Annotated in this window: 23 protein-coding genes; 15 read left to right on the top strand and 8 right to left on the bottom strand. The window is 65.2% G+C overall.

Annotation, left to right across the window (positions count from 1 at the left end; all coding sequences use genetic code 11):
• Window positions 1-75 precede the first annotated feature (75 nt).
• The 4 genes from tolQ (at window position 76) to MF4836_RS01220 (ending at window position 3,061) form a co-directional block, all read left to right on the top strand.
• The gene (gene tolQ / locus MF4836_RS01205; protein WP_078468721.1) at window positions 76-786 is read left to right on the top strand and encodes a protein TolQ; all 711 of its coding nucleotides are present in this window, start codon (window positions 76-78) and stop codon (window positions 784-786) included.
• A gap of 13 nt (window positions 787-799) precedes the next feature.
• Entirely contained in the window at window positions 800-1,246 is a 447-nt protein-coding gene (tolR, locus tag MF4836_RS01210; RefSeq protein ID WP_078468722.1) for a protein TolR, read from the top strand.
• Window positions 1,243-2,058 (top strand): energy transducer TonB, encoded by an 816-nt coding sequence (locus MF4836_RS01215; protein WP_078468723.1) that lies wholly within the window; start codon window positions 1,243-1,245, stop codon window positions 2,056-2,058. The genes tolR and MF4836_RS01215 overlap by 4 nt, the downstream gene beginning before the upstream one ends.
• 115 nt (window positions 2,059-2,173) lie before the next feature.
• Window positions 2,174-3,061, top strand: coding sequence for a Dyp-type peroxidase (locus tag MF4836_RS01220; protein ID WP_078468724.1), 888 nt, complete (start codon window positions 2,174-2,176; stop codon window positions 3,059-3,061).
• Window positions 3,062-3,171: 110 nt separating this feature from the next.
• Here the strand turns inward: MF4836_RS01220 and MF4836_RS01225 are convergent, their stop codons facing one another.
• Entirely contained in the window at window positions 3,172-3,945 is a 774-nt protein-coding gene (locus MF4836_RS01225) for a hypothetical protein (RefSeq protein ID WP_078468725.1), read from the bottom strand.
• Between the two features lie 151 nt (window positions 3,946-4,096).
• Here MF4836_RS01225 and lexA point away from each other — a divergent pair, with 151 nt between their 5' ends.
• The 8 genes from lexA to MF4836_RS01265 all read left to right on the top strand — a co-directional run bounded on the left by lexA (window position 4,097) and on the right by MF4836_RS01265 (window position 15,840).
• Complete coding sequence (gene lexA / locus MF4836_RS01230; RefSeq protein WP_078468726.1) at window positions 4,097-4,714, top strand: transcriptional repressor LexA; 618 nt, start codon at window positions 4,097-4,099, stop codon at window positions 4,712-4,714.
• Window positions 4,714-5,331, top strand: coding sequence for a translesion DNA synthesis-associated protein ImuA (imuA, locus tag MF4836_RS01235; RefSeq protein ID WP_078468727.1), 618 nt, complete (start codon window positions 4,714-4,716; stop codon window positions 5,329-5,331). The genes lexA and imuA overlap by 1 nt, the downstream gene beginning before the upstream one ends.
• Window positions 5,332-5,338: 7 nt before the next feature.
• Entirely contained in the window at window positions 5,339-6,754 is a 1,416-nt protein-coding gene (locus MF4836_RS01240; RefSeq protein ID WP_078468728.1) for a Y-family DNA polymerase, read from the top strand.
• Window positions 6,751-9,825: an error-prone DNA polymerase gene (locus MF4836_RS01245; protein ID WP_078468729.1), complete on the top strand. Its 3,075-nt coding sequence runs from the start codon at window positions 6,751-6,753 to the stop codon at window positions 9,823-9,825. Before MF4836_RS01240 ends, MF4836_RS01245 begins: the two co-directional genes overlap by 4 nt.
• Before the next feature lie 218 nt (window positions 9,826-10,043).
• Window positions 10,044-12,155, top strand: coding sequence for a hybrid sensor histidine kinase/response regulator (locus MF4836_RS01250; RefSeq protein WP_078468730.1), 2,112 nt, complete (start codon window positions 10,044-10,046; stop codon window positions 12,153-12,155).
• 192 nt (window positions 12,156-12,347) lie between these two features.
• On the top strand, window positions 12,348-12,611 hold the full coding sequence (locus MF4836_RS01255) for a DUF1652 domain-containing protein (protein WP_020296920.1): 264 nt from the start codon (window positions 12,348-12,350) through the stop codon (window positions 12,609-12,611).
• Between the two features lie 193 nt (window positions 12,612-12,804).
• On the top strand, window positions 12,805-15,471 hold the full coding sequence (locus MF4836_RS01260; RefSeq protein ID WP_078468731.1) for an excinuclease ABC subunit UvrA: 2,667 nt from the start codon (window positions 12,805-12,807) through the stop codon (window positions 15,469-15,471).
• A gap of 135 nt (window positions 15,472-15,606) precedes the next feature.
• Complete coding sequence (locus MF4836_RS01265) at window positions 15,607-15,840, top strand: DUF465 domain-containing protein (RefSeq protein ID WP_078468732.1); 234 nt, start codon at window positions 15,607-15,609, stop codon at window positions 15,838-15,840.
• 159 nt (window positions 15,841-15,999) lie between these two features.
• Here MF4836_RS01265 and MF4836_RS01270 read toward each other — a convergent pair whose 3' ends face one another.
• Both MF4836_RS01270 and MF4836_RS01275 read right to left on the bottom strand, forming a co-directional pair.
• Window positions 16,000-17,109 carry an SMP-30/gluconolactonase/LRE family protein gene (locus MF4836_RS01270; RefSeq protein ID WP_078468733.1) on the bottom strand — a complete coding sequence of 370 codons (1,110 nt, stop codon included), beginning with the start codon at window positions 17,107-17,109 and terminating at the stop codon, window positions 16,000-16,002.
• A gap of 28 nt (window positions 17,110-17,137) precedes the next feature.
• On the bottom strand, window positions 17,138-18,298 hold the full coding sequence (locus MF4836_RS01275; protein ID WP_078468734.1) for an SRPBCC family protein: 1,161 nt from the start codon (window positions 18,296-18,298) through the stop codon (window positions 17,138-17,140).
• A gap of 189 nt (window positions 18,299-18,487) precedes the next feature.
• Here MF4836_RS01275 and MF4836_RS01280 point away from each other — a divergent pair, with 189 nt between their 5' ends.
• Both MF4836_RS01280 and MF4836_RS01285 read left to right on the top strand, forming a co-directional pair.
• Entirely contained in the window at window positions 18,488-18,859 is a 372-nt protein-coding gene (locus tag MF4836_RS01280) for a DUF3969 family protein (protein ID WP_078468735.1), read from the top strand.
• A gap of 19 nt (window positions 18,860-18,878) precedes the next feature.
• Entirely contained in the window at window positions 18,879-19,367 is a 489-nt protein-coding gene (locus MF4836_RS01285) for a hypothetical protein (RefSeq protein ID WP_078468736.1), read from the top strand.
• A 26-nt stretch (window positions 19,368-19,393) separates the two neighbouring features.
• Here the strand turns inward: MF4836_RS01285 and MF4836_RS01290 are convergent, their stop codons facing one another.
• The 3 genes from MF4836_RS01290 to MF4836_RS01300 form a co-directional block, all read right to left on the bottom strand.
• On the bottom strand, window positions 19,394-20,788 hold the full coding sequence (locus MF4836_RS01290) for an amidase (RefSeq protein ID WP_078468737.1): 1,395 nt from the start codon (window positions 20,786-20,788) through the stop codon (window positions 19,394-19,396).
• Window positions 20,789-20,937: 149 nt separating this feature from the next.
• Window positions 20,938-21,213, bottom strand: a complete 276-nt coding sequence (locus MF4836_RS01295; protein WP_078468738.1) for a hypothetical protein — start codon at window positions 21,211-21,213, stop codon at window positions 20,938-20,940.
• 348 nt (window positions 21,214-21,561) lie between these two features.
• On the bottom strand, window positions 21,562-21,849 hold the full coding sequence (locus tag MF4836_RS01300) for a hypothetical protein (protein ID WP_238596109.1): 288 nt from the start codon (window positions 21,847-21,849) through the stop codon (window positions 21,562-21,564).
• Window positions 21,850-22,037: 188 nt separating this feature from the next.
• Here MF4836_RS01300 and MF4836_RS01305 point away from each other — a divergent pair, with 188 nt between their 5' ends.
• Window positions 22,038-24,683, top strand: a complete 2,646-nt coding sequence (locus MF4836_RS01305; protein ID WP_078468739.1) for an MGH1-like glycoside hydrolase domain-containing protein — start codon at window positions 22,038-22,040, stop codon at window positions 24,681-24,683.
• Window positions 24,684-24,696: 13 nt separating this feature from the next.
• Here MF4836_RS01305 and MF4836_RS35935 read toward each other — a convergent pair whose 3' ends face one another.
• On the bottom strand, window positions 24,697-24,822 hold the full coding sequence (locus tag MF4836_RS35935; RefSeq protein ID WP_274522621.1) for a hypothetical protein: 126 nt from the start codon (window positions 24,820-24,822) through the stop codon (window positions 24,697-24,699).
• 6 nt (window positions 24,823-24,828) lie between these two features.
• On the bottom strand, window positions 24,829-25,455 hold the full coding sequence (locus MF4836_RS01310; protein WP_078468740.1) for a hypothetical protein: 627 nt from the start codon (window positions 25,453-25,455) through the stop codon (window positions 24,829-24,831).
• Window positions 25,456-25,457 lie beyond the last annotated feature (2 nt).

Consider the following 25,457-nt stretch of genomic DNA (forward strand, 5'->3'; position numbering starts at 1 on the left):
CATCAAACTTTCATCCAATAGCCCGCGGGCAGTCGCGCATCGACTGTTCCCGGGCTGGCACACAGGAGCGACACCATGCAAGCGACACTGGAACACATGACGATCTGGGGGCTGATCAGCGATGCCAGCCTGTTGGTCAAGGCAGTGATGCTGACCTTGCTGCTGGCCTCGTTGCTCAGCTGGTACCTGATCATTCAACGCAGCGCGGTCTTGAGCCGTTGCGAGCGGCAGATGAACGACTTTATCCAGCGCTTTCGCAGCGCCCCGGAGCTGCCGTCGCTGTACCGCGAGAGCCAGCACAGCGGTGATCGCGAGGGCGGGGTGGAGCCGATCTTCCTCGCCGGCTTCCAGGCATACAGCCAGCTTGGACAGCAACCCGGCAACCCGGCCGACGTGGTGCTCGAAGGGGTCGAGCGCTCGTTGTCCGTGGCCATCAGCGAACAGGAAGTGCAGTTGGAAAAAGGCCTGCAGTTCCTCGCCACCGTGGGTTCGGTCAGCCCCTACATCGGCCTGTTTGGCACCGTGTGGGGGATCATGAATTCCTTCCTCGGTCTGTCCCAGGTGCAGCAGGCGACCTTGTCGACGGTAGCGCCGGGGATCGCCGAAGCCTTGATCGCCACGGCCATCGGCCTGTTTGCGGCGATTCCGGCGGTGATTGCCTACAACCGTTTTTCGGCCCGGGGCCAGACCTTGCTCACCCGCTATTACGCCTTCGGCAACGAGCTTCAGGCGCGCCTGCACCGCAAGCTGCATGGCGCCCCGTTGAACCTGGCCGTGGCCGCCTGAAAGGAGAATGCACATGTTAGTCAGGCCGCAACGCAAGCACGGGCCCAAGGCGGAGATGAACGTGGTGCCTTACATCGACGTGATGCTGGTGCTGCTGGTGATCTTTATGGTCACCGCGCCGATGCTGACCCAGGGCGTGAAGATCGAGCTACCCAAGGTCGCCAGTGAGGCCCTGGCCAACGATACCCGGCAGCAGATCCTCACGCTGTCGGTCAAGGCCGAGGGCGGTTACTACTGGAACCTGGGCGGCGAACTGGACACCAGCAGTCAGACCGACAGCGCCGTGGACCTGGATGAAATGCGCGCCAAGGTGGCGCAGATCGTGGCCCGGCGTAGCGACACCCAGGTGTATATCCGCGCTGACAAGGACGCTGGCTACGGCAGTGTGGTCGCGGCCATGGCCGCCCTGCAGCAGGGTGGGGTGAGCAACCTCGGGCTGGTGACCGAGGCCCCGCAATGAACGCGATGATCATGCCCGGCCCCACTTTGCACCTGTCGCCGCTGGCCCCTGGCAAACGCCTGCCCAACGTGCTGGCGGCGGCCTTGGCCCTGGCGTTGCACGCCGGGGTCCTGGCCTTGCTGGTGGCCGGCTGGTCGGTGGACAAGCCGCCAGTCGAGCCGCCCAGGGTGCTCAAGACTCAATTGGTGATGTTGCCGCCGGCCCCTGTACCCCAGGCTCCCGAGCCACTGCCGGCCGAGGTCGCACCGAGCCCGCCGCCGGCCGCATTGCGCGAGCCGGTGTCGGAGCCGCCCAAGGTTGTGCCCGAGCCGCAGGTGCAGGCGCAAAAGCTGGAACAGGCGGCCCTGGCCCGCAAGCGGGTCGAGGATAAAAAACGCGAACAGCAGGTCGAGCAACAGCGCCAGCAGCGCGAACGCCTGGAAGCCGAGCAGCAGCATCAGCGCGAAGCCCAACAGCAACAGGTCGCCCAGGCGCAGCGTGAGGCCCAGGCGCGCCAGGCCGCCGAGCGCGCCCGCCAGCAAGCCGCCCAGGCCGCTGCCGACAGTCGCCAATATTTACCCCTGAGCAAGGAGGCTCCGGACTATCCCCAGCGCGCCCTGGATAAAAACCTCGAAGGCGACTGCACCGTGGAGTACACCGTCACCCCCCAGGGCAAGATCGATAACCCCAAGGTCCTGGAGGGCTGCCATCCGCTGTTTATGCGACCTTCACTGGCGGCGGCGCAGACCTTTCGCTACCAGCCGCGAATCATCGATGGCCAGGCCGTGGCTGTGCCGGCGGTGCGTAATACGTTTCATTATCGAATCAAGTGACAGGGAAGGGCGGGGAGCGGCTGCCGAAGCTTGAGCAAAGTCTGTTTTTACCGGTCGCAGTCCCCACAAACCCGGGGCCTGCGGGTAAACTCCGCGCTTTCTTCAAGGAGTCGCTATGAGTTACTACCAGCCGGGCATTCTTGCTGCCCCCGTTCCGTCCCAGGCGCGTCATTTGTTTTTCACCCTCGACGCCATCGACGCGCTGCCGGCGGCCCTCGATCAGTTGCTGACATTGGTCGACGGGCAGACGGCGGTAGTGGGTTTTGGTGCTTCGCTGGTCAAGGCCCTGGGCGGGCGTGTACAGGGGCTCAAGGCGTTCCCGGCACTGAGCGGTGTCGGCGTGGATAACCCCTCGACCCAGCACGCGTTGTGGGTCTGGCTGCATGGCGATGAGCGTGGCGAACTGCTGCACCGCAGCCGCGCCCTGGAGGCCGCCCTGGCCCCGGCCCTGCGCCTGGTGCAGATGAACGAAGCCTTCCGCCACAAGACCGGGCATGACCTGACCGGTTATGAAGACGGCACCGAAAACCCCCACGACGAGGCCGCCGTCGCTGCCGCCCTGGCCCCTGGCGCCGATGGCTTGCGCGGTGGCAGTTTTGCCGCGATCCAGCAGTGGCAGCACGACCTCAGCGGGTTTGCCGCGATGACCGGTGAACAGCGCGACAACATCATGGGCCGCCGCCTGAGCGACAACGAAGAACTGGACGACGCGCCGATCTCGGCCCACGTCAAACGCACCGCCCAGGAAAGCTTCACCCCGGAAGCCTTTATGGTACGTCGCTCGATGCCCTGGATCGAAGGTGACCGCGCTGGCCTGATGTTTCTCGCCTTCGGCCACACCCTGAACGCCTTCGAAGTCCAGCTACGGCGCATGAGCGGCCTGGAAGACGGCATCACCGACGGCCTGTACCGCATGAGCCGCCCGATCACCGGCGGTTACTACTGGTGTCCGCCACTGCTCGACGGCCGCCTCGACCTGCGCGCCCTGGCTGCCATAGCCTAACGCCTTGACACCCTACGGCGCCCTCAAGGGCCAGCGCGGCCTCGCGCTGCTCGGCAGCGGCTACAAGCTGCTGCCGCAGGCCGGGAGCGGGGTCGATTCTCGATGGACTGCTAAAACCGGATTGCAGCCGGTGCGTCGAGTGTCGTGGAGGCTTGTTTCAAATAGGCTTTGGCCTGGTGCTTATATGCAAAATTTTTCAGCTCGAACTCTGGCGGGCTGTTGATTAAAGAGACTGCGCGGGTGGGGATTTTCATGCGTCCGTCACAGGCCCGATTCATGACCACGTATTCACCGCTTTCGCCGGCTGACGATGAGCCAGGAGCGTGTTGAAAGATATCCCCGACCCAGACGATATCGTCTACATCGATTTCCATCTTCACTACCACGCTGTTGTTGGGGTAAGACCCCGTCCCCCATGATGTCAACCCATCGACCGGAAACCAGAAATGACTCAGCTCCAGTTGAGTTGCCGCTAGATGAGCGTTGTACAGCAGGGCTGCGTAATCTCCCGATATCGAACGACTGAGTAAAATGGTCCTCTGAGGCCTCAGGTACCACCATGTGTGGAGTTTGATCGTGAGGATCTCCTGGCAGATGCGGTCCAATTTCGCTGGGTCGGCCATTAACGTTTTCAAAAAACCATTGAGTACAGCAGCTTGTGGGACATCGGGCTTTTTCGCCGCGCGCGAATCCGGGTGCCATGGAAAGCGCTCAACCTTCAAGGCCCTCATTACCAGCCAAGTCATCAACCCATAGGTCAGATGGTTATTGTCGCCGGAGGGCCAGTGGCTGAAGCCGCGATTGTTGCCCTTGTCCCATGTCAACAATTCAAGCAGGTCGGGGTCCAGGATTTGATACAGCGCAGGCGTGGAGGGGGCGGTCATGCGAGGTCTCTTTTCATTGTTCATCCATGAAGGCGCAGGCTCTTGTGCGCCTTGGCGCAGCCGATGCCGAGGGCGGGCCTAGTATGCCAGGGGACTCGCCTTTCTCAGACCGATCACCGGCTCTTGTCAGAAAAATCCGAGAGGAGTACAAATGTACTCCATGACGACTCTCAGCCCCCGCCGCAGTGCCATCCTGACTTTTATCCGCGAGCGAATCGCCGGTCAGGGCCAACCCCCCAGCCTTGCTGAAATCGCCGAGGCCTTTGGTTTTGCCTCGCGCAGCGTGGCGCGCAAGCATGTGCTGGCGTTGACCGAGGCCGGGTTTATCGAGGTCAACCCCCATCAGGCGCGGGGCATCCGCCTGCTCGATCAGCCCGCCCGCGCCGAGTTGCTGGACATCCCGGTCCTGGGCCGGGTCGCCGCCGGGCGGCCGATGGGTGCCGATGCCGAGGTCCACAGTCGCCTGTGGCTCGACCCCGGGATGTTCTCCCGCACTCCGGACTACCTGTTGCGGGTGCAGGGCGATTCGATGATCGAGGACGGCATTCTCGACGGCGACCTGGTGGCCGTGCACCGCGAGGCCGAGGCGCGTAACGGGCAGATCGTGGTCGCGCGGCTGGACGGCGAAGTCACCATCAAGCGTTTCCAGCGCACGGCCGAGGGCGTGCGCCTGCTGCCACGCAACCCGGCCTATGAGCCGATTCTGGTGCGCGACGATCAGGACCTGGCCATCGAAGGCGTGTTCTGTGGCCTGGTGAGGCAAGGCTGATGGGCGCCGTGGTTGCACTCGACACCCTGTTCAATGCCGGCCGGGTGTGGAAGGGCCGGCCCAGTGCGCCTGCCATCAGCCCCCAGCCCACCGGGCACGCGGCGCTGGATGCGGCCTTGCCCAGTGGTGGCTGGCCGGAAGCGGCGCTGACGGAAATCCTGGTTGCGGCCCAGGGCGTGGGCGAGTTGCAGCTGGTGTGGCCGACCCTGGCGCGCCTGAGTGCGGCGGGGGAGCGCATCGTGCTGGTGGCGCCGCCTCATGTGCCTTACCCCCAGGCCTGGCAGAACGCCGGTGTCGATGTGCGCCAGCTGTCGGTGATCCAGGCCGGCGAGCGCGATGCCTTGTGGGCGGCCGAGCAGTGCCTGCGTTCCGGCAGTTGCGGCGCGGTGTTGTGCTGGCCGCAGCAGGCCGATGACCGGGCCTTGCGTCGGTTGCAGGTGGCGGCCGAAACCGGGCAGACCCTGGCCTTTGCCTATCGCTCGTTGCAGGAGGCGATCAACCCGTCGCCGGCCTCCCTGCGCATCGCCGTGGATGCACGGCCGGCACAGCTGCGGGTGCTCAAGTGCCGGGGCGGACTGGCCCAGGCCGCGCCCATCGCCTTTACGGCCGGGCACTGAGGTTGGCATGCGCTGGGTGTGCATTGTGTTCCCGCAATTGGCGTTGGATGCCGCGCTGCGCCAGCGCCCCGAACCCCAGGAGCCGCTGGCGCTGCTGAGCGGCACCGCGCAGCGCCGGGTGATCCAGGCGGTGAATGGCGCGGCCCGCGAACTGGGCCTGTACCCGGGGCAATCGCTGACCGCTGCCCACGCCATGACCAAAGCCTTTGCCAGTGCCGAATACGACGTCGATGAGATCGAGCATTGGCAACAGTTCCTGGCGGCCTGGGCCTACCGTTTCAGTTCCCAGGTCAGCGTGCGTTATCCACGCACGCTGCTGTTCGAGATTGTATCGAGCCTGGGCCTGTTCGGGCCCTGGCCGGCGTTCGAGGCGCGGCTGCGTGCGGAATTGGCGGCCCTGGGCTTTCGCCACCGGATTGTCGCCGCGCCCAACCCGGCGGCGGCCCGGGTCTTGGCCAATGCCTACGATGGCCTGGCGGTGGCCGATGACGGGGCCTTGCGCCAGGCCCTGGGCCCGATGCCCCTGGACCGCCTGGGCCTGGAACCCCAGGCCGCCACGGCGCTGTCGCGCATGGGCCTGCGCAGTTTCGAGCAAGTGCGGGCGCTGCCCCGGGCCACCCTGGCCCGACGTTTCGAGGCCGGCCTGCTCAAGCAGCTCGATGCCCTGCTCGGCGAGCGGCCCCTGGCCCTGGCGTTCTATCAGCCGCCCGATCGCTTCGACCTGCGCATCGAGCTTAATTTCGATGTGCAATCGCACCAGGCGCTGCTGTTTCCCCTGCGCCGGCTGACCGGCGACCTGGCGGCGTTTCTCTGTGGCCGCGACAGCGGGGTGCAGCGCTTCGACCTGCACCTGGAGCACGGGGAGCTGGCCGACACCCTGGTCAAGGTCGGGCTGCTCAGCGCCGAGCGCGACCCGGCGATGCTGTTCGAACTGGCTCGCGGGCGCCTGGAACAGATCCAGGTGCCCGCGCCGGTGCGCAGCCTGCGCCTGGTGGCCGAAGACCTGCCGAGCTTTGTGCCCGAGCGCCGCGAACTGTTCGATGAGCGCCCCCAGCAGTCCCTGCCCTGGGAACAACTGCGTGAACGCCTGCGCGCGCGCCTGGGGGATGAGGCGGTGGTCAGCCTGGGGTTTCAGGCCGACCACCGCCCCGAATGCAGCTGGCAACTGGGCGCCGCGCATCAGCCCTGCGTGGCCATCCCCGGCCTGTTGCGCCCGGGCTGGTTGTTGCAGGAGGCGCTGCCGGTGGCGGAAGGTTCGGCGCGGATCCTCATGGGCCCTGAACGCATCGAGTCCGGCTGGTGGGACGGCGCCGATGTGCGCCGCGATTACTACCTGATCGAAACCCGCAGCGGCCAGCAGGGCTGGGCTTATCGTGCGGTCGGCGCGGGCGGGCCGTTGCTGTTGCAAGGCTGGTTCGCATGAGGGGGTATGCCGAGCTGCACTGCTTGTCGAACTTCAGTTTCCAGCGCGGTGCCTCCAGCGCCCGCGAGCTGTTCGAACGGGCCCGGGACCAGGGTTATCAGGCCCTGGCGATCACCGATGAATGCACCCTGTCCGGGATCGTGCGCGCCTGGCAAGCCTCCCGGGACAGCGGAGTGGCGCTGATTGTCGGCAGCGAACTGCGCATCGAGAACGGCCCGAAACTGCTGCTGTTGGTGGAGAACCTGGAGGGTTACCAGAGCCTGTGCCGGCTGATCACCCGTGCCCGGCGCCGGGCGGAAAAGGGCCAGTACCGGGTGCTGCGTGAGGATTTCAGCGAACCCTGGCCTGGCCTGTTGGCGCTGTGGCTGCCGGATGCACTCGATGCACCGGCCGACGGCCATTGGCTCAAGGGGCTGTTTGGCGAGCGGTTGTGGCTGGCGGTGGAGTTGCACTGCGGCCAGGACGATGCCCGGCGCCTGGCCGGGTTGCTGGCGCTGGCGGCGCAGTTGCAGATCAGGCCCCTGGCCACGGGCGACGTGCACATGCATGTGCGCGGACGCCGGGCGCTGCAAGACACCATGACCGCGATCCGTCATCACCTGCCGGTGGCCGAAGCCGGGCAGCGCCTGCACCCCAATGGCGAGCGCCATCTGCGCAGCCTCGAAGCCTTGCGCAGCCTGTACCCGGCGGCGCTGCTCGAGGAGTCGCTGCACATCGCCCGGCGTTGCACGTTCGACCTGGGCCAGTTGCAGTACCAGTACCCCCGGGAGCTGGTGCCCCAGGGGCATACCTCGGCCAGTTGGTTGCGGCAGCTGACCACCCAGGGCTGCGCCTGGCGCTGGCCACGCGGTGCACGGCCCGAGGTGCTGGCACAGATCGAGAACGAGCTGGAGCTGATCATCGAGCTCAGGTACGAGAGCTATTTCCTCACGGTGCACGACATCGTCACCTTCGCCCGCAAGCAGCACATCCTGTGTCAGGGCCGTGGCTCGGCGGCCAACTCGGTGGTGTGTTTCGCCCTGGGCATTACCGAGATCGATCCCGATCGCTCGACCATGTTGTTCGAGCGCTTTTTATCCCGCGAGCGCAACGAGCCGCCCGACATCGACGTCGACTTTGAACACGAGCGCCGCGAAGAAGTGCTGCAGTACGTGTTCCGCCGTTATGGTCGCCATCGCGCGGCGCTGACCGCGGTGGTCAGCACCTACCACGGCGCCGGCGCGGTGCGCGATGTGGCCAAGGCCCTGGGCCTGCCGCCGGACCAGGTCAATGCCCTGGCCGACTGCTGCGGCCACTGGAGCGACACCCCGCCCAGCACTGAGCGCCTGCAGGAAGCCGGCTTCGACCCCGACAGCCAGGTCTTGCGCCGGGTGCTGAGCCTGACCGGGCAGTTGATCGGTTTTCCCCGGCACCTGTCCCAGCACCCGGGGGGCTTCGTGATTTCCGAGCAGCCCCTGGACACCCTGGTGCCGGTGGAAAACGCCGCCATGGCCGAGCGCACCATCATCCAGTGGGACAAGGACGACCTGGACATGGTCGGCCTGCTCAAGGTAGATATCCTGGCCCTGGGCATGCTCAGCGCGATCCGCCGCTGCTTCGACCTGATCCACGCCTATCGCGGCCAGCGCTGGAGCCTGGCGTCGATCCCTGCCGAGGACGCGGCGACCTACGAGATGATCAGCCGCGCCGACACCATCGGCGTGTTCCAGATCGAGTCCCGGGCGCAGATGTCGATGCTGCCCCGGCTCAAGCCCAAGACCTATTACGACCTGGTGATCGAGGTGGCCATCGTGCGCCCGGGGCCGATCCAGGGCGGCATGGTTCACCCTTATCTGCGGCGGCGCAATAAACAGGAAGCGGAAACCTACCCGTCAGCCGAGCTTGAGGCCGTGCTCAAGCGCACCCTGGGGGTGCCGCTTTTTCAGGAGCAGGTGATGCAGATCGCCATGGTCGCCGCCCAATACACCCCCGGCGAGGCCGACCAGTTGCGCCGCTCCATGGCCGCCTGGAAACGCCACGGTGGCCTGGAGCCGCACCGCGAGCGCCTGCGCGGGCGCATGGTCGACCGAGGCTACAGCGAAGCATTTGCCGCGCAGATCTTCGAGCAGATCAAGGGCTTCGGCAATTACGGCTTCCCCGAATCCCACGCCGCCAGTTTTGCCTTGCTGACCTACGCCAGTTGCTGGCTCAAGTGCCATGAGCCGGCGGCCTTTGCCTGTGCCCTGATCAACAGCTGGCCCATGGGTTTCTACAGTCCGGACCAGATCCTCCAGGATGCCCGCCGCCATCAATTGCAGATTCGTCCGGTGGACGTATGCGCCAGCGCCTGGGATTGCAGCCTGGAACCGCTGCCCGGTGCGCAGCCGGCGCTGCGCATGGGGTTGCGCATGATCAAGGGCTTTCGCGAGGAGGATGGGCGACGCATCGAGGCGGCGCGCCAGCAGCGAGGGTTTGTCGATATCGCCGACCTGGGCCTGCGGGCCGAGCTCGACACGCGCGCCCAGGAACTGCTGGCCGATGCCGGGGCCCTGCGCGGCCTGGCCGGCAACCGCCATCGGGCGCGCTGGGAGGTGGCGGGGGTGCAACAGCAACTGGGCCTGTTCGCCGGCCTGCCGAGCCAGGAGGAAGCGCCGGTGGCCTTGCCGGACCCCAGCGTGGCGCAAGACCTGCAAGCCGACTACCTGAGCCTGGGCACCACCCTCGGCCCGCACCCCCTGGCCTTGCTGCGCGACGAACTCAAGGCCCGGCGTTGCCGCAGCTCGCGGGAACTGCTGGCGCTGGAACACGGGCGGCCGGTCAGCGTGGCCGGGTTGGTCACCGGGCGCCAGCGTCCGGGCACGGCCAGTGGCGTGACCTTCGTCACCCTGGAAGACGAGTTCGGCAACGTCAATGTGGTGGTCTGGCGTGACCTGGCCGAGCGTCAGCGCCGGGTGCTGGTGGGGGCGCAACTGCTCAAGGTCGACGGCACCCTGGAGACCGAAGGCGAGGTCCGGCACCTGATCGCCGGCCGCCTGACCGACCTCAGCCCGCTGCTCGATGGCATCAGCGTGCACAGTCGCGATTTTCGCTGAAGCCGCCCCAGGCCCGACAGGCGGCCGGTTGTGCCTGGTAAAACCCATGGCGAAGGGTGAAGCAGGGCCGGTTTTTTGGGTAATTCGAGCTTCTGTGAGCGCGCCTTGAAACCATCTGCAACGCCTATGCTCAAAGCCTGTGGGGTGGGTTATCTTGTGCCCCGCCGGGCGCCATGCCCGCGCTTCTTTTTCTGACCACGATCTAACCGGGTTCGTCGATGCCGTTCTTATCTGATCACCATGGGTGCCAAGGCTGGCAAGGCGAGATGGCAGGCCGCATTCGCGCCTTTGACTGGGCCGTCACCGACCTGGGCGCGCTCGAGCATTGGACGCCCAGCCTGCGCAGCACGGTGCAGTTCATGCTCGCCTCGCCGGTGCCGCTGGTGATGCTCTGGGGGCCGGTGGGCTACATGATCTACAACGACGCCTATGCCCAATTCGCAGGCGGGCGCCACCCGTACCTGCTGGGCTGCCCGGTGGAGCTGGGTTGGCCGGAAGTCGCCGATTTCAACCGTGAAATCATGCGCACCTGCCTCGGCGGCGGGACCTTGTCGTTTCGCAACAAAGAACTTGAATTGCTGCGCAACGGCGTGCCGGAACCGGTCTGGCTCGACCTCTATTACAGCCCGGTGGCGGGGGATAATCAGGCCCCGGCCGGGGTCATGGCGATCGTGGTGGAGACCACCGCCCACGTTATTTCCGAGCAGCGCCGGCAGGCCGCCGAGCAAGCGTATCGGGCCGAGAACGAGCGGGTGCAACTGGCCTTGAACGCCGGGGCGTTGCTGGGTTCGTTTGTGTGGGACATCAAGGCCGATCGCCTCTCGGGCGATGAGCGTTTTGCCCGGACCTTCTGTTATCCGCTGCATCAGCCCCTGGACAATCTGCCCAGCGAAATCGCCGAACGCCAGATGCACCCCGATGATCTGCCACGGGTCCGCGAACTGGTCGATTACAGCGTGGCCAAGGGTGGTCCCTACAACGCCGAGTACCGTGTGCGTTGCGCCGATGGCAGCTACCGCTGGCTGCTGGCGTGCGGCCGTTGCGAGTTCGACAGCGCGGGCGAGCCCTTGCGTTTTCCCGGGGTGCTGATCGATATCCACGAGCGCAAGATCGCCGAAGAAGCCTTGCGCCAGCTCAGCCGCAACCTCGAACAGCGGGTGGCCGACGAAGTCCAGGCGCGCCTGGCGGCCGAAGAACAACTGCGCCAGGCGCAGAAACTGGAAGCCATCGGCGGCCTCACCGGCGGCGTGGCCCACGACTTCAACAACCTGCTGCAAGTCATCTCCGGCAACCTGCACTTGCTGGCCCGGCACGAGCCGGACAACGCCAATGTGCAGCGGCGGGTGCGCACCGCGATTGCCGCGGTAGAGCGTGGGGCCAAACTGTCGACCCAACTGCTTGCCTTTTCCCGGCGCCAGCCCTTGTCGCCGGCGGTGTACAGCCTGGACAGCCTGTACGAGGGGATGGAAGAGTTGCTGCAACGGGCCCTGGGCGAAACCATCCGCATCCAGGTGCAATTGCCCGAAGCGCCGTGGTGCATCCGGGTGGACCGCAACCAGCTGGAAAACGCCGTGCTCAACCTGGCGATCAACGCCCGCGACGCCATGCGCGGTGAGGGCACTATCCTGATCCGTGGTGAAAACATCAGCCTGGATCGTGAGTTCTGCGCCGACAGGGGCATCGCCGCCGGTGACTACGTGCGCCTGTCGGTGGCCGACACCGGCGGCGGCATGGCGCCAGAGGTGCTAAAGCAGGCGTTCGAGCCGTTTTTCACCACCAAGACCGAGGGCCAGGGCACCGGGCTGGGGTTGAGCATGGTGTTCGGTTTCGTCAAGCAGAGCGGTGGCCATATCGACATGCTCAGCGTTCCGGGGGAGGGCACCCAGGTGCAGCTGTACTTCGCCCGCAGCCTGGAGCCGGAGGCGAGTGATCCGGTACTTCCCGTGCCCCGCAGCGGCGGCGGCCAGGAGCGGATCCTGGTGGTGGAAGACAACGAGGATGTGCGTAACGCCGCGGTCGAGCTGCTGGAAAGCGCGGGTTACCAGGTGCTGACCGCGATCAACGGCGATGCCGCGATGCAGTGCCTGATGGACGGGCTGGAAGTGGACCTGATCTTCACCGACGTGGTGATGCCGGGCCTGATCAAAAGCTCCGACCTGGCGCTGTGGGCCAAGTCCCGCACCCCGCCGGTCGCGGTGCTGTTCACCTCCGGGCATACCCGCGACATCATCTCGCGCAATCACCAGCTCAGCCCCGACACCCACTTGCTGAGCAAGCCCTACGGACCCCAGGCACTGACGAGCATGGTCAGGTCGGTGCTGGGTAGCTGAACCCCGCGGCCTAACTGTGAAGCAGTGCATAAAACCGACAAACATCGGCGACAAGCCCTGGGGCAGGCTATAGGCTGCAAAGTTGTACTAACTTGAACTGAAACGACACCGAAAAAAGTGTCGACAGGGCCTCATGACAACAGACTTCGTCTTGCGCGGGTTGAACTAGACAATTGATTGGGACGTACCACTGTGATCTCCAACCTTGAACTGCGCAAAATCGTCGAATCAAGTTTTCTGCCCCTGTACTGCCAATGCACCATCGGTCACGACGGGGTGATGACCGTGCGCATCAGCGACCCAGACAGTGGCCGGGTCGACCTGCTGGTGACCGGCATCGCCACCGCGGCCTTGACCAGCTCCCGGGCAATTGCCGAACTGATTGCCGAGCTGCGCTACGACCTCAATCACACCGGCCTGAGCGATAACCTGGGGGGCCGCCAGTTTCGCGCCTGAGCCTCGCGGCGCTGCCACCGCCGGGCCACCGCAAGAGAGCCGGGCGAGCACTGGCATTGAACATTCAGCGCCTGTCGTTGCCCCAATAGCTGGGCGGCCTGCCTGCGTCGGCGATGCATCGCGCCGGGCAACTGTGTGATGATCCGCGGTCTGGTCGCTCTTCACTTCCTGGCACCCGACACAAGGCTGGCTCATGACTTCGCAGCGCACACCGTCCCCTGATTCCACAGCGTCCTCCCTGCCTTTGAACAGCTCGGGTTTCGTCCGGGTGCGTGGCGCCCGCGAACACAACCTGCAGAACGTCGACGTCGATATCCCCCGCGATGCCCTGGTGGTGTTCACCGGCGTCTCGGGCTCGGGCAAGTCGTCCCTGGCGTTTTCCACCCTGTACGCCGAAGCCCAGCGTCGCTATTTCGAATCGGTGGCGCCCTATGCCCGGCGCCTGATCGATCAGGTCGGAGTGCCGGATGTCGACTCCATCGAAGGCCTGCCGCCGGCCGTGGCCCTGCAACAGCAGCGCGGCACACCCAGCACCCGCTCTTCGGTGGGCAGCGTAACCACCTTGTCCAGTTTGATCCGCATGCTGTATTCCCGCGCCGGCAGCTACCCGCCGGGGCAGCCGATGCTGTATGCCGAAGACTTCTCGCCCAATACCCCCCAAGGCGCCTGCAGCCAATGCCATGGCCTGGGCCGGGTGTATGAGGTGACCGAGGCGTCGATGGTGCCCGACCCCTCGCTGAGCATCCGTCAGCGGGCCGTGGCTTCCTGGCCCCTGGCGTGGCAGGGGCAGAACCAGCGGGACATTCTGGTGACCCTGGGCTATGACGTGGACATTCCCTGGAGCCAGCTGCCGAAAAAACAGCGCGACTGGATTCTCTTCACCGAAGAAACCCCCACGGTGCCGGTCTACGCCGGGCTGACCCCGGCCCAGACCCGCGAAGCCCTCAAGCGCAAGCAGGAGCCCAGTTACATGGGCACCTTCAGCGGCGCCCGGCGCTACGTGCTGCACACCTTCAGCCATAGCCAGAGCGCGCTGATGAAAAAGCGCGTATCGCAGTTCATGCTCGGCAGCCCGTGCCCGCTGTGCGACGGCAAGCGCCTCAAGCGCGAGGCGCTGTCGGTGACCTTTGCCGGGCTGGATATCGGCGAGTTGTCGCAGATGCCCCTGCTGCAACTGGCCGAGGTGCTGCGCCCGGTGGCAACGCAAGGCTACCTGGCCGAGGCCGAGGAGGGCGGCGCGGTGCTCAGCCACCAGCAGACAGCGGCGGCGCGCCAGCAGCGGGTCGCCCAGGGTGCGCCGGGGCATGCCGGGGCGCCGGATGTGCGGCATACGCCGAACCTGTCCCTGGAAAAACGCCTGGCCGCCCAGCGCATCGCCCAGGACTTGCTGGAGCGGGTCAGCACTTTGACCGACCTGGGCCTGGGCTACCTGGCCCTGGAGCGCAGCACGCCGACCCTGTCCTCCGGCGAGCTGCAACGCCTGCGCCTGGCGACGCAATTGGGCTCGCAACTGTTCGGCGTGATCTACGTGCTCGACGAGCCTTCTGCCGGCCTGCACCCGGCGGATGCCGAAGCCTTGTTCGAGGCGCTGCAACGGCTCAAGGCCTCGGGCAATTCGCTGTTTGTGGTGGAACATGACCTGCAGACCATGCGCCGCGCCGACTGGTTGATCGATGTCGGCCCGGCAGCCGGCGAGCAGGGCGGGCAGGTGCTGTACAGCGGTCCGCCGGCCGGCCTGGCCGAGGTCGCCGCGTCCCAGACCCGGGCCTATCTGTTCGGCGAACAGGCCCCGGTGCCGCGCACGCTGCGCAAGGCCGAGGGCTGGCTGCGCCTGGAGGGCATCACCCGCAATAACCTGTGCGACCTCAGCGTCGAATTCCCCCTGGGCTGCTTTACCGCGGTGACCGGGGTGTCGGGTTCGGGCAAGTCGAGCCTGGTCAGCCATGCCTTGCTGGAACTGGTGGGCGCGCACCTGGGCAAGGCGTCGAGCAACGAGGAGCCGGAAGAACTCAACCTCGAGGACGATGCGCCGCAAACCAGCGGCGGCCAGGTCAGCGCGGGGCTGGAGCAGATCAAGCGCCTGGTGCAGGTCGACCAGAAACCCATCGGCCGCACCCCGCGCTCGAACCTGGCGACCTACACCGGGCTCTTCGACCAGGTGCGCAAACTGTTTGCCGCCACCCCCGAAGCCCGAGAGCAGGGCTACGACGCCGGGCAGTTTTCCTTCAACGTCGCCAAGGGCCGCTGCCCGGCGTGCGAGGGTGAGGGTTTTGTCAGCGTCGAACTGCTGTTTATGCCCAGCGTTTATGCGCCGTGCCCGACCTGTCACGGGGCCCGCTACCACCGGCAGACCCTGGCCATCGAGTGGCAGGGCTTGAACATCGCCCAGGTGCTGCAACTGACGGTGCTCGAAGCGCTGGCAGTGTTCGCCGAGCAGCCGGGCATTCGCCGCGCGTTGCAGGTGCTGCACGATATCGGCCTGGGCTACTTGCGACTGGGGCAGCCGGCCACCGAGTTGTCCGGGGGCGAGGCGCAGCGCATCAAGCTGGCCACCGAGCTGCAACGCAACCCGCGCGGCGCCACCCTCTACGTACTCGATGAGCCCACCACCGGCCTGCACCCGCGGGACGTCGACCGGCTGCTGGAGCAGTTGGACAACCTGGTGCAGGCCGGCCACAGCGTGGTGGTGGTCGAGCACGAAATGCGCGTGGTGGCCCAGGCCGACTGGGTGATCGACATGGGCCCGGGAGCGGGCGACCAGGGTGGCCGGGTGGTGGTCAGCGGCACACCGCAGCAGGTGGCGAAAAACCGCAAGAGCCGCACCGCGCCATTTCTGGCCCAGGCCCTGGGGCAGGCATGATCTGGCGCAAGGATGGACGACGAACGGTTACCGCTGGTCCGATTGGCGGTCGACAGACCCCGGGGGGCGAGGCCATTCTGGTAGGCGACACGCGCGGTAACGTGCTTGTTTCCGATCAATAAACGGAGGTGTTCCATGCCGGTGATTCACGACATTTATCAAGACCTGAGCCGCAGCAAAGAAGACATTCAACAGTGCCGGGCCAACGACCCCCACTTGAATGCGCTGTTCGACAAATACTCCACGATCGATGCTCAGGTCGTTCAAGCGGAGGCCGCTGCCGCCGCCGATGATGAAGTGAGGAAACTCAAGGAAAAACGCCTGCTGATCAAGGACGAAATTTCCCAGAAACTCACCGCCCGCTCCTGACACCATCCCCACCCTCAACCCGCGGCTACACCCGTAGCCGCTGCCGCAGGCTCGGGCCGCGTTCGGACGCTGGCCCTGACCAACGCCGAAGATATGCCTGACAAACCTCCGGCGCTTTCCAGGGCCAGCGCAGTCTTGTGCCTCGGCAGCGGCTACGGGCTACGGGTGTTTTTGCAGCGCCAGGTTCAGGGGCAGGCGCGCCATGTGGCGGGCAGTGAGTGAGCCGAAATACAGGTGGTCGCCGTACTCGCGCACCGTGGTGATCGGCGAATAATTGCCGCTGCTGGCGTCCTGCAGGTTGGCAATCACCCGGCCCTGGGTATCGAGGCCCAGGACAAAGGCGCGTTTCTCCACCGGTTTGGGCAGCACCGTCAGCGCCCGCACCACCATCTTGCGGACCAACGGGTAACCGGCCGTGGCGTCGAGCAACGGATTGCGCGGGGCATACAGCGCCACCCAGAACCGGTCACGGCCATTGAAACTCAGGTTGTCCGGCAGCCCCGGCAGGTTGTCGATAAACAGATCATGGCTCCCGGCGCGCTCGCCCTTGAGCCAATAGCGGCTGATGCGATAGGCGCCGGTCTCGTTGACCAGCACATAGGCTTCGTCCGGCCCCAGGGCGATGCCGTTGGCGAACTCCAGGCGGTCCAGCAGCACCTCGGTCTTGCCGTTCTGGAAGTCATAGCGCAACAAACGCCCGTCGCCGCCGTGCTCGATCACCGCTTCGCCATCCTGGCCGTAACCCCAGCGGCTGCTGGCGTCGCTGAAATAGGCGTAGCGCCCGGCGGCGTCCACCGCCACATCGTCGGGGAAGCCGAATTTCAAGCCATTGGCCTCGGTGCTCAAGACACTCAACTGGCCTTGGGTATCCAGCGCTAGCAGGCCCTTGATCCCGTCGGCAATGATCAGCCGCCCATCGGGGTGGCGCGCCAGGCCCAGGGGCCGGCCGCCGGTATTGACCAGGACCTTCAGCAGCTTGCCATCGAGGCTGGTCTGGATCACTCGACCATCGTGCAGGCCGCTGAGCAATTGGCCGTCTTCCAGCAGCAGGGCTTCGGGGCCGTCGATATCCCGGGCACCCACCCCTTCAAGCCCCTTGAGGCGCTGGTTGTCGGCATAGGGGCCGTTGCTCAGGGACGGCGCCGGCGAAGGGCTCCAGGCCACGGGCTGGACCCGGGTCGGGAGCAGCAGCAAAAACGCGGCAAGGGCGACAATCAGCAGCAACAGCAGACGACCCGTTTTGAATCGGCGGGGGGCGATCGGGTTCATGGCACGGTGACTCCTGTCCGGGGCAATGTCAGTCGGCGGTGTACGCGGCGGCGGGATTCGGGGGAATGGCCTGTTGCGCCATTTCGCACAATGCCAGCAACGAGTCCGAAGATTCGCGCTCGATCCGTCGCTTGAATAACAGCTGATTGCCCAGGCGCATCAGCCACCCGCTGAAACCATACTCCAGGGTCCGCACAAACCGCGTGTGGCCGGTGTCCAGCGCCTGACATTCGTAGGTCACCTGCAACTCCAGGCCATGGTCGCCACGGGCCCGGGCGCTCCAGCGCTGGCCCGGCAGGTATTCGCCGACCTGCCAGCTCAGGTGTCCGCTGCGCCCGCCGGCATGAATCTCCTCCTCGAACCGTGCTCCGGCGTACAGCGGGCCGCTCGGGCCTTCGACCGTGAGCGACGACGGATGCCACTCCGGCCAGCGGCTCGCGCTGCTGGCGTAGGCCAGGGTCGGGACGGCGCTGCGGGGGATGTCGATCTGATGCTGCATGCGGGTCATGGGCAGGCTCCGGGGCTCGGCGGTAATGGGTTCGGGCTCCCAGTACAGGGTGCCGAACAGGTAATCCATCAACGGCAGGACAATGTTGAAATTACGCCGCTGCATCAGCTCGCGGCGATGGTGCAGCTCGTGCAGGCGGCGCATCTGGCGAATCCACGGCAGGCGCGCCAGCGGGTGCTCGGCGGGCAAGTGCTCGCAAGCGTGAAACCACTCATAGGCCAGGTAGCCGATCAGCATCGCACCGGCAAACAGTGCCGCGACATTGGCGTTGAACGGGCGCATCAGCCACCACAGGGGCAGGGCGAACAGCAGGCTGTGGAACACGATCAGCCAGGCCGGAAACAGGATCACCCGCCAGTCGCGCGCGCCGTCGTAGGTCATCTGCCCCGGGACAAAAAAGCTGTGATGGTCGCCGGTATGCCGCTTATAGAACAGCCGGGCAAAGGCCTGTTTGTGATGCCCCAGCCAGCGGTGCACGACGTAGATGCACAGGTTGAAAAACACCAGTCCCAGGGGCAGCGTCAGCCATTCCAGAGGCTGCACCTGCTCCAGCGTGCCGGCCAGCAGGGCGATGCACAGCACGCCGTAGCCCAACACAAAACCGCCGTGCAGCCACGGGTTGTAACGCGGGCTGACGGTCGCTCGGTACTGTTGGCGAAAATGTTCGGTGGTGTCTCGCATGGCCCTGTTCCCGTTGTTGTTTTTATCGGCAGCAGCGTAGCCGCCGGCTGGCTATCCAGCCAATGGGCAGGGCCAAGGCCCGAGGGCTACCAGGGTCTCAAGCCCGCCCCAGAGGGTTTGGCGCAGTTGAACCGGGGTGGCGACCTCGGGGACAATCCACGGCTTTGAGCGCACTGCAGGGAGCAACCGATGGAAAAGACTGTGGCATTGGCGATTGAGGCCCTGGAGCCGGAGGAGGCCACCCGGCTGGTGTGTGCCCTGGCATTGGGTTTGTTGCGCGCGGTGCAGGATGAAGCCATTGACCTGGAGGAGGCCGAGCGCCTGCTGTTTTCTCCACGCACCGCTCATACCTTGCAGCACAAGGGCCTGGGGCCCGAGCTGCCGCAGCTGATTCTCGAGTGCTGCGAACTGGAAGATGTGCTGAGCCTGATACCCGAGCGCTTCGCACACAACGTGGAGGCCATGGCCGAGCGCTTTTCCAGCCTGCTCAAGGGCGATGCCGGCTACGAAGAACGGACCAGAAAGAAGGCTGGACGGGTTGATCTGTATGTCATTCGCTGATGACACGCCGAGGTGCTCCATGACGCAAGCGAGCTACACGCGGGGCAAGGTGTTCATGGCCTTCCTGCTGTGCCCGCTGATACCGGGTTTTATCGCCGGCCTGGTCAATAGCGGGCTGCTGGTGGCCCACCTGGCGACTCATCCACGGCTGATCGGCGAGGTCAGGGGCGGTGAAATCCTGCTGATGCCGCTGCTGACACCACTGGTGGCGTTTCTGGTGTTTCTCCTGCCGATGTTTGCCCTGGCCCTGGGGGTGGTCCTGCTGAAGGTCAGGCGTTCAGCCTTCAGTTGCAACGCCTTGGCGTTGATCGGCAGCGTGACGGTGACAGGTTGGGTCCTGCTGTTTATCCGGGCCGTGGTCAATGGCATCGAGCGCGCACGCTACGTGGACTACCTGCCGGGCGTGCTCCTGCTCTGGCTGGCCGCTGCCGTCACCTGCTGGCTGACCGCCCGTTGCTTCCTGCCTTCACCGGATAGCCCGCCCGTGTGCCGAGCCTCGCCGGACTGATCCCCCGGAGCGCGACGCGGGTCGTGTCAGCGAGACGGCGGGTTGGGCCAGCTCTGGATCGCGCCGCGCCAACCTTCATAGGTCTTGGCCACTTGCAGCAGCCATTGATCGGCAAAGCGCGGCGCGATCATCTGCAGGCCGATGGGCAAGCCCTCGGCGCTGAAGCCGCAGTTGATCGACAGCGCCGGTTGTTCGCCCATGTTCCAGGGCAGGGTGAAGACGATGTGCTCGAACGGCTGTTGCGGATTGTTGGTGGGAGATGGCCACTCGGCGGGAAAGCTGTTGACCTGGTTGGTCGGCGACAGCACCAGGTCGAATTCGCTGAACACCTGGGCGGCGCGGCGGCGCATCTCGAAGGTCTGGTTAAAGCCCCGGACCGCCTCAACCCCTGAAAGATCGGCCCCCGCTGCCGCCCAGTCGCGAATGTAGGGCAGCACCCTGGCCAACTGCTCGGCGCCCAGGGCCGACAGTTCCGCCCATTGCCGGGCCCGCCAGAAGCGATCGAGGCCATCCAGTTGGGCGCGGTCCATGATCGGCGCCAGGGTCCGCACCTGGGCCCCGTGGCGTTCGAACAACCGCGCGGCGCCCTGCACCGCCTCGCAGACAAAGCCTTCCGGTTGCAGCCCGGCGCCAGGTTCCAGCATCAGGCCGATCTTCAGGCCATGGACCGACAGTGGCTGGTCGCTCCAGTCGCTGGCCAACGGCGGCAGGCTGGTGGCGTCGCGGGCATCGGGCTTGGCCAGGTAGCGCATCATCAGCACCGCGTCATCCACGCTGCGGGTCATGGGCCCGGCACAGCGCCCGGTGTAATAAGGGTCTATGGGAATCCGCCCCAGGGTCGGCTTGAACCCCACCAGGCCGCACCAGGCGGCGGGCAGGCGCACCGAACCGCCGATATCGGTGCCGATATGCAGCGGCCCGTAACCGGCTGCGGCCGCGGCGCCCGCCCCGGAACTGGAGCCGCCGGGGTTGCAGGCACGGTTCCAGGGGTTGCGGGTGATGCCATGGAAACTCGACAACCCGGAAGACAACATGCCGAAATCCGGCACCGTGGTCTTGGCCAGGATGATCGCCCCGGCTTCGCGCATTCGCGCGGCTGGCGGCGCATCCTGCACGGCAGGCTTGAGCAGGGTGGCGGCGCTGCCCAGGGGAATCGGCGTGCCCCGGGTGGCAATCAGCTCCTTGATCGTGACCGGCACCCCGTCCAGCGGACCCTGGGGCGAACCCTTGTGCCAGCGCTCGGTGGAGGCCCGGGCCTGCTGGAGCACCTGCTGCGGATCGAAGGCGTAGAGCGCGCGGATATGCGGCTCCCAGCGCTCGATATGGGCCAGCAGATGCTCGTAATAGTCCAGGGGAGACAGGGTGCGGCCGGCGAACCGGGCCAGCAGTTGGGAGGCTTGGAGCTCGTGCAGATCAGTCATCGAACGCATCCTTGGGCCGGGCGTCAGTCGGGTTGCCGATGATTTGACTGTAGCGTCTACATCCGGGCCCAACCATTATCCGTGGCGCTGCCCTGATGACCTTGTTCAGCCGTAGGAGCCGGCAAGCCGGCTCCTACGGGGGGCATGTGTCAGGGTTGAAGAGGTTGTGCCCGCAGCTGGCGCCCCAATACATCCAGCACATCACAGCCATCGCGCAACGGAATGGCGCAGACCAGCGCCAGCTCCTGCAACACCAGGGCATCGCCGGGGATATCGGGCCGCGCGGCGAAGTTTTCCAGCAGTTGAGTGACGGCGCGGATGCGATAGGCGGCCGCTTCGTACAGCACATCGGCGGGGGCCTGGGTATCGATCAGCAGGGAAGGGATGGTGCAGTCGTGGCCGGTGATCGGCATGTATCTGTTCATAAGTAACGCCTCGGTCGGTTAGGAGCGCCACTCGATCGTCGCCAAACGAAGGGTGGCAGCTGTACGCAGGTTGGCGAACCGGGACCGCGGAGCCGGCAGACCCGAAGGTCTCCCGCGTACAGCCGCCATAAGGCAGCGTTACAGATGCGAAAAGCCCTGCAAACAAGCGCAGGGCTCTCGCACACGGTCATAGGGTCGCCAAACCCGATCGTCATCAGGACGACGCAGGACTATAGGCACGCCCCCAGGAACGGGACAAGGCACTGGCACGACAGGAATTTCTGAGATTGCTGTAGGACTCAGGAGCGCGAGTGTGAATCAACCACGCCGGAGGTTCAACGCCCGGCCTCAGTCGAAGCCGATGCGCGAGGTCTGGCGGGTTTCGCGGTCATGCAGCTGATTGATATCGGTCTCGTAACTGCATTGCCCGCTGCAACGGTGTTCGACACTGATCGGGGCCTTGAACTGCAACTTCAGTGTCGGCGCAGTGGGTTCGGGCGCTGGCGCCGCGGTCGTGGCCTCTGCCAGCGGCGGCTGCGGGTAGCTCAGGTCCAGCCTGGCGGCCTGGGCCGAGCAGGCCAGCAGGCTGAGTAGGACACCGGTAAAAAACGCTTTGCAACTGCACATCATCAACATCGCACTGTCATAAAAGGGTTGCCGATTATAACGAACCAGGGTCGGTAAATTTAATAAAAAGGCTCTGCAATGGGGTTCTTCAGTCGTTTTGAGCGTGACGGATGCTCGCACCATGAAACATTTGTCATGCCCCAGGCCCCCAGGCAGCTCCTACACTGCAGCTCATTCCCATGGCCACGGACACCCCCATGACGGCAAAACCAGCAGCGAGCATTCTCGACACGGTTGAAGGCCAGCGCCTGCAAGGCGCCGAGGCCGGCCACTGGCGCGAATGGGGGCCTTACTTGAGTGAGCGGCAGTGGGGCACGGTGCGCGAGGACTACAGCGCCGATGGCGACGCCTGGCGCTACCTGCCCCATGACCACGCGCGCAGTCGGGCCTATCGCTGGGGCGAGGACGGCCTCGCCGGGTTCTCCGACAAGGCCCAGCACTGGTGCCTGGGGCTGGCGCTGTGGAATGAGCACGACAGCATTCTCAAGGAGCGGCTGTTCGGCCTGAACAACGCCGAAGGCAATCACGGCGAGGACGTCAAGGAGCTGTATTTCTACCTCGACGGCGTGCCCAGCCATGCCTATATGCGCATGCTCTACAAGTACCCCCAGGCGGCCTTCCCCTATGACGACCTGGTGCGCGAAAACGCCCGGCGCGGCCTGGGCGATGCCGAGTACGAGATCCTGGATACCGGCGTCTTTGAAGACCAGCGCTACTTCGACGTGACGGTGGAATACGCCAAGCACCAGGCCGACGACCTGTTTATGCGGGTCACGGTGCACAACCGTGCCGATCAGCCCGCGCGGCTGCACGTGCTGCCCCAAGTGTGGGCGCGCAATAGCTGGAGTTGGGGCGACGATCCGCGCCGGCCGAGCCTGATACTGGAGGGCGAGCGCGTGCTGGCGCGCCACCCGCAATTACCCGAACGCCAAGTCACTGCCTGGGGCCCCGAGCCCTGCCAGTGGCTGTTCTGCAACAACGACAGCAACTTCCCCAGGCTCGACGGGCTGGCTGCGCCGGGGCCGTTCAAGGATGGCTTCAACGATTACCTGGTGGGCGGCGTGGCCAACGCCATCGCCCGGGACGCGGGCACCCGGGTCGCCGCGCATTTCAGCCTGGCCCTGGGTGCCGGCGAGAGCAAAAGTGTCTACCTGCGCTTTGCCCCGGCAGGCGCCGAGCCGGTCAGTGCCCGCCAGGTGTTCGAGCGTTGTCGGGCCGAGGCCGATGATTTCTACGCGGCCCTGCAAGCCGGCCTCGACCAAGATGCGCGCAACGTGCAACGCCAGGCCCTGGCCGGCTTGCTGTGGTCCAAGCAGTTGTATTACTTCGACGTCAAGCAATGGCTCGACGGCGATCCCGGCCAGCCGCCACCGCCGCCCGAGCGCGAGCATCTGCGCAACAGCCACTGGCGGCACCTGGCCAACTTCGACATCGTGTCGATGCCCGACACCTGGGAATATCCCTGGTACGCCTCCTGGGACCTGGGGTTCCAGGCGGTGGCCTTTGCCCTGATCGACCCCGGGTTTGCCAAGCACCAGTTGCTGCTATTGGTCAAAGACCGTTTTATGCACCCCAATGGCCAGTTGCCGGCCTATGAATGGCGCTTTGACGATGCCAACCCGCCGGTGCATGCCTGGGCCAGCTGGCGCGTGTACCAGCAGGACAAGGCGCTGACCGGCGAAGGTGACCTGGATTTTCTCGAGCGCATCTTCCACAAGCTGCTGCTTAATTTCTCGTGGTGGGTCAACCGCAAGGACGCCGAAGGCCGCAACCTGTTCCAGGGGGGCTTCCTCGGCCTGGACAATATCGGCCTGTTCGACCGCTCGGCGGCGTTGCCGCCGGGCTACACCCTGGATCAGGCCGATGGCACGGCCTGGGTCGCGGCCTACGCCCTGGACCTGATGCGCATTGCCCTAGAACTGGCCAAGCGCAACCCGGTGTACGTCGATATCGCGGTGAAGTTCTTTGAACACTTCCTGTATATCGCCGGTGCCATCAACCGCGTCGATGACGCCGCCGAAGGCCTGTGGGACGAACAGGACCAGTTTTTCTACGATGTGTTGCAGCACCCGGACGGGCTCAGCGAACCTCTGCGCCTGCGCTCCATCGTCGGCCTGATGCCGCTGTTCGCGGTGCAGGTGCTGGAGCAGCACGAACACGAAGGGCTGCCGGGGCTGCGTGAGCGCTTGCTGGGCTTTATGCGCCATCGGCCGGACCTCGCCAGCCTGGTATCGCGCTGGACCGAGCCGGGGGAGGGCAACCGCATGCTCCTGGCGCTGCTGCGTGGGGAGCGGACCAAGGATTTGCTCAAGCGCATGCTGGATGAGGCGGAATTTCTCAGCGAGTTTGGTGTTCGCTCGCTGTCCAAGGCCTTTGCCGAGCAGCCGTTTGAGTTGCAGGTCAATGGCAACCCGTTAAACGCTCGCTATGTGCCGGCCGAGTCCGACTCGCGGCTGTACGGCGGTAACTCCAACTGGCGCGGGCCGCTGTGGATGCCGATCAACTACATGTTGATCGAAGCCTTGCGCGAGTTTCACCGCTACTACGACCAGAACTTTTCTGTGGAGTACCCCAGCGGTTCAGGCTACCTGGCGTCGCTCAAAGAGGTCGCGGACGGCCTGAGCCAGCGCCTGACCCGTTTGTTCCTGCGTGATGAGGACGGGCTGCGGCCCTCCATGTGCGGCTATCCGCAATTGCAGGCTGACCCGATCGATCGTGACCTGGTGCTGTTCCATGAATACTTCCATGGCGAAACCGGACGCGGCCTGGGGGCGTCCCACCAGACGGGGTGGACGGCGTTGGTGGCGCTGTTGCTGCAACCTGAGTGGCAGCAACGGCGGTGATGGAGGCGCGACGTTATTTTTCTTGTGCCTGCTTCAGTTTTTCCGAGACATCCGACACCACCCAATTCAGGGTCGCGACCGGAACCGTGATCGCCTTGCCATCGGCATACAGCGCGCAGAACGAGGTCGAGCACTGCATGACCCGCTAAGTGCCTTTGTGCCCATCGGGGTCATTGACGGTCACCAGTGGCGAGTTCTTGAAGCCGTCTTTCAGATCGTCGGCGGCTGAATCCTTACCGATCAATGAAAAAGGGGTGATGGTGATCATCAGGATGAACGAGATAAAAAACATCGCGACAAACAGGCCGTAGCTCGGGATGAAAATATACAGCGCGCATTTCCCCATCTCTTTCAATAAGGACGGCGCGGGGGTGGTGGCCTGCTGCTTGCTCGACTGCTTTTTATCATTGAGCGTTTTGGTGAGCTTGGCGATCAGGTAGTTGAAGCCACCGAACACCACGATGGTCAGCACGCAGACCAGGGTTGCCCATAGCCAGTGCTGCCCGATGAATTCAAAACTCCCTTTCAAGCCATTGGTCATGGCGTGATACCAGGCCAGCACCGCGGTGACGAAGGTGCTGGAGGTGTCCATGGGAAACATCGAGGTTTCCAGCTGGAAGTAGCCCAGGTATCCGTCGTGGTAAGCCTTGCCGTTCAAGTAGAAGAACGGGGTGGTGATGGCCAGGATCACCGAGCCGATCATGCCCCAGGCGATCGGGCTCTTACCGGTGGTTTCCTGGGCTTTTTCTGTTTCTTTAAGCTTGGCGTTCACTC

The sequence above is a fragment of the Pseudomonas sp. MF4836 genome (assembly GCF_002018875.1).
Classification (GTDB): domain Bacteria; phylum Pseudomonadota; class Gammaproteobacteria; order Pseudomonadales; family Pseudomonadaceae; genus Aquipseudomonas.

Coding starts and splice junctions, on each gene's coding strand:
- tolQ (WP_078468721.1), top strand. CDS start 76: ATGCAAGCGACACTGGAACACATGACGATCTGGGGGCTGATCAGCGAT.
- tolR (WP_078468722.1), top strand. CDS start 800: ATGTTAGTCAGGCCGCAACGCAAGCACGGGCCCAAGGCGGAGATGAAC.
- MF4836_RS01215 (WP_078468723.1), top strand. CDS start 1,243: ATGAACGCGATGATCATGCCCGGCCCCACTTTGCACCTGTCGCCGCTG.
- MF4836_RS01220 (WP_078468724.1), top strand. CDS start 2,174: ATGAGTTACTACCAGCCGGGCATTCTTGCTGCCCCCGTTCCGTCCCAG.
- MF4836_RS01225 (WP_078468725.1), bottom strand. CDS start 3,945: ATGACCGCCCCCTCCACGCCTGCGCTGTATCAAATCCTGGACCCCGAC.
- lexA (WP_078468726.1), top strand. CDS start 4,097: ATGTACTCCATGACGACTCTCAGCCCCCGCCGCAGTGCCATCCTGACT.
- imuA (WP_078468727.1), top strand. CDS start 4,714: ATGGGCGCCGTGGTTGCACTCGACACCCTGTTCAATGCCGGCCGGGTG.
- MF4836_RS01240 (WP_078468728.1), top strand. CDS start 5,339: ATGCGCTGGGTGTGCATTGTGTTCCCGCAATTGGCGTTGGATGCCGCG.
- MF4836_RS01245 (WP_078468729.1), top strand. CDS start 6,751: ATGAGGGGGTATGCCGAGCTGCACTGCTTGTCGAACTTCAGTTTCCAG.
- MF4836_RS01250 (WP_078468730.1), top strand. CDS start 10,044: ATGCCGTTCTTATCTGATCACCATGGGTGCCAAGGCTGGCAAGGCGAG.
- MF4836_RS01260 (WP_078468731.1), top strand. CDS start 12,805: ATGACTTCGCAGCGCACACCGTCCCCTGATTCCACAGCGTCCTCCCTG.
- MF4836_RS01265 (WP_078468732.1), top strand. CDS start 15,607: ATGCCGGTGATTCACGACATTTATCAAGACCTGAGCCGCAGCAAAGAA.
- MF4836_RS01270 (WP_078468733.1), bottom strand. CDS start 17,109: ATGAACCCGATCGCCCCCCGCCGATTCAAAACGGGTCGTCTGCTGTTG.
- MF4836_RS01275 (WP_078468734.1), bottom strand. CDS start 18,298: ATGCGAGACACCACCGAACATTTTCGCCAACAGTACCGAGCGACCGTC.
- MF4836_RS01280 (WP_078468735.1), top strand. CDS start 18,488: ATGGAAAAGACTGTGGCATTGGCGATTGAGGCCCTGGAGCCGGAGGAG.
- MF4836_RS01285 (WP_078468736.1), top strand. CDS start 18,879: ATGACGCAAGCGAGCTACACGCGGGGCAAGGTGTTCATGGCCTTCCTG.
- MF4836_RS01290 (WP_078468737.1), bottom strand. CDS start 20,788: ATGACTGATCTGCACGAGCTCCAAGCCTCCCAACTGCTGGCCCGGTTC.
- MF4836_RS01295 (WP_078468738.1), bottom strand. CDS start 21,213: ATGAACAGATACATGCCGATCACCGGCCACGACTGCACCATCCCTTCC.
- MF4836_RS01300 (WP_238596109.1), bottom strand. CDS start 21,849: ATGTTGATGATGTGCAGTTGCAAAGCGTTTTTTACCGGTGTCCTACTC.
- MF4836_RS01305 (WP_078468739.1), top strand. CDS start 22,038: ATGACGGCAAAACCAGCAGCGAGCATTCTCGACACGGTTGAAGGCCAG.
- MF4836_RS35935 (WP_274522621.1), bottom strand. CDS start 24,822: ATGCAGTGCTCGACCTCGTTCTGCGCGCTGTATGCCGATGGCAAGGCG.